The 4,427-nt window shown below is 63.9% G+C and carries 5 protein-coding genes and 3 pseudogenes; 7 read left to right on the forward strand and 1 reads right to left on the reverse strand.

Features of this window, described 5'->3' with window-relative positions; translation table 11 throughout:
* The 7 genes and pseudogenes from M3461_07375 to M3461_07405 form a co-directional block, all read left to right on the forward strand.
* The coding region (locus M3461_07375) for a hypothetical protein (protein ID MDQ3774186.1) at positions 1–180 on the forward strand (180 nt) is incomplete at its 5' end.
* 583 nt (positions 181–763) lie between these two features.
* Entirely contained in the window at positions 764–1,513 is a 750-nt protein-coding gene (gene modA, locus M3461_07380; GenBank protein ID MDQ3774187.1) for a molybdate ABC transporter substrate-binding protein, read from the forward strand.
* Between the two features lie 17 nt (positions 1,514–1,530).
* The gene (modB, locus tag M3461_07385; GenBank protein ID MDQ3774188.1) at positions 1,531–2,202 is read left to right on the forward strand and encodes a molybdate ABC transporter permease subunit; all 672 of its coding nucleotides are present in this window, start codon (positions 1,531–1,533) and stop codon (positions 2,200–2,202) included.
* A 7-nt stretch (positions 2,203–2,209) separates the two neighbouring features.
* Positions 2,210–2,968 (forward strand): ATP-binding cassette domain-containing protein, encoded by a 759-nt coding sequence (locus M3461_07390; protein MDQ3774189.1) that lies wholly within the window; start codon positions 2,210–2,212, stop codon positions 2,966–2,968.
* A 5-nt stretch (positions 2,969–2,973) separates the two neighbouring features.
* A pseudogene (locus M3461_07395) lies at positions 2,974–3,129 on the forward strand (LysR family transcriptional regulator).
* Between the two features lie 134 nt (positions 3,130–3,263).
* The gene (locus M3461_07400) at positions 3,264–3,407 is read left to right on the forward strand and encodes a hypothetical protein (GenBank protein ID MDQ3774190.1); all 144 of its coding nucleotides are present in this window, start codon (positions 3,264–3,266) and stop codon (positions 3,405–3,407) included.
* 52 nt (positions 3,408–3,459) lie between these two features.
* Positions 3,460–3,546 (forward strand): annotated as a pseudogene (locus M3461_07405) (nucleotidyltransferase domain-containing protein).
* Between the two features lie 205 nt (positions 3,547–3,751).
* Here M3461_07405 and M3461_07410 read toward each other — a convergent pair.
* Positions 3,752–4,427: pseudogene (locus M3461_07410) on the reverse strand (IS1634 family transposase).

The raw sequence follows: 4,427 nt of genomic DNA on the forward strand, positions 1-4,427 counted from the left end.
GTCAAGGACCTCACTCTCTCGGACCTTGTCTTCGCTATCGATGCGCTTCTGCCTCATCGCGCCCATGACCCGGACTCCGTGGCCGAGCTCATCGCAGAACGACACCAACGACGACAGAGCGCGTGTGAATCCGCCTATCGGAAACAGAACGCAGCTCTATTAAACCCATCGGCGGAGTGACAAAGTAGAATTAAGGTACTTCGGGTTTCTATCAGAGTGAGCGAGATGACTACCCGAAAAGTTGCATAAATTGAAAGGAGGGGATAGCTAAGCGCCGCCAGATGAGGGTTGCCTACAGGCCGGGGAGTGGGCCGAGGCCGACCAGCAGGCGCCGACGCATGGCCCGACGGATCTCGGACGTCGCGCTGTCGCTGTGATCGATTCGAATCGTTCCCCGGTTTATTCTCCTCCTTTTCAGTTAGCTATAGCATATCTTGAGGGCCGCCGCAAGGGGTTGGCGGTGGACCCGGGGCGATGTTTGTCGCGCGGCGGGCTGCCACCGAGGGGAGGGGTGGAGGCGCATACGATATCGCTATGCCAGGCATCAGATGGATGCCTTCGCAGAGCAGCGAGACCCTCGCGCCCACGCCGGCGGCCAGGCCATTGCGCCGGGCGACGTGGCTCGAGACGTTGAAATCGAGTAGCTGATGGCTGACCGAGGCGATGATCCGCATCGGCTCGCCACAGCGGGTCGTCCGGTGATTGGCGATCCGTTATGTAAGGTTGTATATTTCGCTAGGTCGCAGTGCAAAGCGAGGTGGCGATGCGGTCCCTTTGGAAAAGGTGGCTCTGCGCAGCCGGGCTAGTGGCGTGCGCGTGCGCGGCGCCGGCGGGCGATGTCACCGTTTCGGCGGCGGCCAGCCTGACCGATGCCTTCAAGGAGATCGGCTCGGCTTTCAAGATACAGCATCCGGGCACCGAGGTCCGGTTCAACTTCGCCGCATCCGATGCGCTGGTCCAGCAGCTCGCGGCGGGCGCACCGGTCGATGTGCTGGCTACGGCGGACCAGGATTCCATGGACAAGGCCGCCGCCCAGAAGCTCATCGAGCCAGCCACCCGCAGCAATTTCGCCCGCAATACTCTGGTGGCGATCGTGCCTGCCGACAGTACGCTCGTGCTCGAGGGGCTGTCCGATCTGGAACGCACCGATGTGGAGCGCATCGCGCTCGGTAACCCGGCGAGCGTACCGGCCGGCCGCTATGCCCGGGATGCTCTTGAGCGGGCCGGGCGTTGGCCCGCGATCGAGGCCAAGGCTATCTATACGCAGAACGTCCGCCAAAGCCTCGACTATGTCGCCCGCGCCGAGGTCGATGTCGCTTTCGTGTATACCACCGACGCCGCGATCCGCAAAGACCAGGTCCGCGTAGCGTTCACGGTGGCGACCGAGGTCCCCATCACCTACCCGATCGCCGTCGTCGCAGGGAAGAGCGCTGAGGCACGGCGTTTCTTGGACTACGTGCTGTCGCCACCTGGCCAGGCTATCCTGGCCCGGTATGGCTTTCTCCCGCCATGACCGGGATCGACGAGGACATGGGGTCCGCCTGGACGGCACTGGCGCTGTCCCTCAAGGTGGCGAGCTGCGCCACGCTGGTGTGCCTCGTCATGGGCGTCGGTGTCGGCTACGTGCTGGCCCGCCGGCGGATCCCGGGCCGCGATCTGGTCGATGCGCTTCTGACTCTACCGCTCGTGATGCCGCCCACGGTGCTCGGCTATTACCTCCTGGTCGTCATCGGGCGCAAGGGGGCGCTGGGTGCCTGGCTCCACGATGCCTTCGGTATCACCCTCGTCTTCACCTGGCAGGGGGCGGTGATCGCCGCGAGCCTGGTCGCCTTTCCGTTGACCTTCAAGTCGGCGCGCGCCGCCTTCGAGGCGGTCGACCGCGAGCTGGAGGAGGCCGCGCGCGTGCTCGGCGTGTCGGAGTGGGGGATCTTCTTTCGCGTGACCCTGCCGCTCGCCTGGCGCGGGATCCTGGCGGGCGCGCTTTTGGCCTTCGCCCGCGCTCTGGGCGAGTTCGGCGCCACGCTCATGGTGGCCGGCAGCATCCCGGGCAAGACCCAGACACTCTCGATCGCGGTCTACGAAGCGGTGCAGGCGGGTCACGACGAGACCGCCCAGATGCTCGTGCTCATCACGTCTGTCACCTGCGTCGCGGTGCTCGTGGCGGCGGGGCGCCTGGCCCCCGGTCGGACCGCGAGCGAATAGGGCGCCGATGGCGCTGGACGTCGATATCCGCAAGACGCTCCGGAGCGCCAGGCAGACCTTCCACCTGCAGGCGCGTTTCAGCGTGCACAGCCCTCGGATCGTGGTCCACGGTCCCTCGGGGGCCGGGAAGAGCCTGCTCCTCAAGGCCATCGCCGGGCTGATCACGCCGGATGAAGGCTCGATCGTGCTTTCCGGGGCCACGCTCTTCGACAGCGCCGCCGGAACCAGCCTCTGTCCCCAAGAACGCAGGGTCGCTTATCTTTTCCAGGACTATGCCCTGTTCCCGCACTTGACGGTGCGGCAGAACGTCGGCTTCGGCCTCAGGCGCGGGTGGCTCAATCTACACGGCGATCGACCCGATCCGGCCATCGATTCTTGGCTCGAGTCCTTCGAACTCTGCCGTGTGGCACACCAGTACCCGAGCCAGATCTCAGGCGGGCAACGCCAGCGCACGGCGCTCGCGCGGGCGCTCGTGGCGCGCCCCCGCGCGCTGCTCCTCGACGAGCCTTTCGCGGCCCTGGACCCGGCCCTGCGCTCGCGCATGCGTGCGGAGTTGCACGCCCTGCACGCGCGACTGGAGGTACCGATGGCCCTCATTACCCACGATCCCGAGGACGTGCGGGTCTTCGGCGAAGAGGTCCTGCGACTCTCGGACGGGGTAGTCGAAGCATCAAGCGCCACGGAGGTGCTCGACCCGCCCGGCCCATACGCCGGTCCCACAGGCCATTTACCGGGTGAGCATCGAACAGAGGCCCATCGAGCTTAGTGTGGATGGCGGTCGGCGACCGCAAGCTCGGCGGACCCGGGCGCATCGCCCTGCTCCGGGAGATCCGCGACCACGGCACCATCACGCACGCGGCCCGCGCCATGAAGATGAGTTACAAGGGCGCGTGGAATGCAATCGAGGGCATGAACAACCTGGCCGGGAACCGCTCGTCCAGCATGACCTTTTGGGTCTTGTGCTTTGATCTTTTGCGTGGGTGTCGGGGGCGGAGCGCCCTGCCGTCGCGAAATTTAATAGCGCGGTTCTAGCCGTGCGATCACGGTAGGACGAAATAATCATGTCCAACGACAAGCTTTCCGCGTGCCGCGAGAAGCGCACGCTCAAGGTTGATCGAGCGCTCACCCGAAGAACCGTATCGACCGAGACGCAATCTATGTCTGACCCGGATGCGCGCTTCCCGGCCGCCGCAAGGTGGCGGTGACGGAAGTGGACATCTTCGGCACCGACACCATGAAAGTCATCGAGATCAACGTATGAAGGAGCGGGGCGAGATCGTTCAAACCGTGTTGCGCCAATATCCCGATACGCAGGCGATCTATTTGTTCGGCTCCTACGGCACCGAGGACGAATGGCCCGACAGCGATGTGGACATCGCCCTGTTGTTGCCGCCTCTTGGCGTTCGGCAACATCGCCTTGGCGGCCTCGGACTGAACGATGGCAGAGGAGATCCTCTTTCGGGATGGAGATCGGGGATGCGCCCCTGCCCCCGGCGCAGAAGCGGCTCATCGTACTGGCCCGCGACAGGAACCGGGTGGTGATCACCTAGGCGAGCGGAAAACCTTCCGGGGTCACGACCAAGGCAATCACCACCTGCACGCAACGTTTGTCGCGGCTGTAACCGAATTTCCGCAGACCTCCTTCCGGTGGCTCCGATTCAAAATAGGTGCTGGTCAGATCGTGGAGGAGCACCTCGAACCCCACATGGAACAGCGCCTGCCAGCGTTGCCGGAGATACGTAAAGAGGTCCCGCTTATGGGGCAACAACTTGTCCAAACACCGATACAGCTTGTCGATCTGCACGAGACCAAAATCCTCACCCAAGAGATCGCCCATCGCGCTTCGTTCATACCATTGCCGGTGCAGCCGCCACTCGCTGCCTGGATCGACCAAGCGCTAACAGACCAAAGTCTTGAACACATTCAGCCAACGGGTCCCCTGGCGACCGACCGGCAGTCTATCGGACCAAAGCTCATCCAACCTCAGCTGATCCCAAAGGAGACAGGCCAACCAGCAGGCACCCCATTGCCGGGGACGATGTAATTGCAGCTCGCCGAGCTTGATCCTCACAATGTCACAGTCCAAGGGGGGTGCCACACGATCTTCGGGGAAGATGGCAATCTGCTTGCGCCGGACCTCACCCTCCTGCACTACTTCGATCGTCTTACACCAGCTTGCCCTCTGACCGTCATTGATCTCCCCCAGGTACAACACCTGCCTTTGA

The organism is Pseudomonadota bacterium, assembly GCA_030860485.1.
Lineage (GTDB): Bacteria > Pseudomonadota > Gammaproteobacteria > JACCXJ01 > JACCXJ01 > JACCXJ01.

Bases quoted from the DNA above. Each gene is read 5' to 3' on its own strand.
- modB (MDQ3774188.1), top strand. From the start codon at position 1,531: ATGGGGTCCGCCTGGACGGCACTGGCGCTGTCCCTCAAGGTGGCGAGC.
- M3461_07400 (MDQ3774190.1), top strand. From the start codon at position 3,264: ATGTCCAACGACAAGCTTTCCGCGTGCCGCGAGAAGCGCACGCTCAAG.
- M3461_07390 (MDQ3774189.1), top strand. From the start codon at position 2,210: ATGGCGCTGGACGTCGATATCCGCAAGACGCTCCGGAGCGCCAGGCAG.
- modA (MDQ3774187.1), top strand. From the start codon at position 764: ATGCGGTCCCTTTGGAAAAGGTGGCTCTGCGCAGCCGGGCTAGTGGCG.